This window comes from Staphylococcus sp. HMSC068G11, from assembly GCF_001815825.1.
GTDB lineage: Bacteria > Bacillota > Bacilli > Staphylococcales > Staphylococcaceae > Staphylococcus > Staphylococcus epidermidis.
Window position 1 is genome coordinate 12,886 of sequence record NZ_KV822095.1, and the last position, 1,054, is coordinate 13,939.

Sequence of the window (1,054 nt, forward strand, 5' to 3'; positions counted from 1 at the left end):
AACCACATCCTCCAATAAAAATCGTTAAAATTAATAAACTTATGTATATCGTTACTTTCTTGAGATAACGCATTGGCTCACATCTTTCCGATTTTACTTGATTTATACTTTTACAAAATGCTTCACTTTGATATGCTTCTAAATTAATTAGTCCAGATTATTCTTTAAATTATTACTTATTGAATCCAATTCAAAGATTGTACTAACTACCCAATCGCCTTTAGTTAAACTTTTAAAATTTTTACTGAAAGCGTGGCAATGTCTCATTGTTTGTGTTAGCAGTGCTATTCTTCAGCTTTCATCTCTTTTATGATTTGCATTTTCAATTTCAGAACTGATTTTAGATACCGAACTTGTTTCTTCAGAGTTGCTTGTTATATTACCAGGTTTTATTTTATATTCAGTACTGTTCGTGATTCATCACGCTCAGTCGGTTTGAAATTAATACTATCTGTAAAATAGATATTTTCTTCTTTATTTTCTACGAAGGTGAATTCTAGGTCTTTACGACCTACAGATGACCCTTTTAAGTCGCCATCCCCTTTTAACAATAATTTAGGTGCTTTTTTAGTTGGGATGTCATATCTTTTTCTTAATTGTTTCACGTTATAGTCATCATTATTCAGTTGATATTTCGCAGAATAACTAGGAACGTTAGGATTGTATGAAATATCCCCGTTTTTATAATCATTAATATCTTTAAAGTTGGCATATTGTACAAAAAATTTGAAGTTTTCTATTTCTTTTTTTAGTTTGTCATTAGGTATTGGCTTCGTTGGAATAATTTTATTGTGTTCCATTTTTACAGGATATCTCTTTTCATCATCTTTTGGTCTACCTTTACTATCATCTGTAATTTCATTTATAAAATAATACCCTTTGGTTGTTCTAGTATTTCGGTTGATATACAAGACCATTCCTCTAGTTTCCATACTCTTTCCTTTTGGTTCAATGGTCATTTCAGAATGAACTATCCATGTTCCTTTGTCATTTTTATCAAATTCTTCATCTCGAAAACCTTCTTTATCATAAAAGTCTTCTAGATTTTTAGTTG

1 protein-coding gene and 1 pseudogene are annotated in these 1,054 nt (G+C 29.8%); one reads left to right on the top strand and one right to left on the bottom strand.

Annotated elements, in window-relative coordinates; all coding sequences use genetic code 11:
* Window positions 1–325: 325 nt before the first annotated feature.
* Window positions 326–394, top strand: a pseudogene (locus HMPREF3058_RS12435) (hypothetical protein); the annotation flags it as partial.
* Here the strand turns inward: HMPREF3058_RS12435 and HMPREF3058_RS08030 are convergent.
* Window positions 390–1,054: tandem-type lipoprotein (locus tag HMPREF3058_RS08030; RefSeq protein ID WP_070731306.1), on the bottom strand; the 665-nt coding region annotated here is incomplete at its 5' end. The pseudogene HMPREF3058_RS12435 and the gene HMPREF3058_RS08030 sit on opposite strands and share 5 nt — an antisense overlap.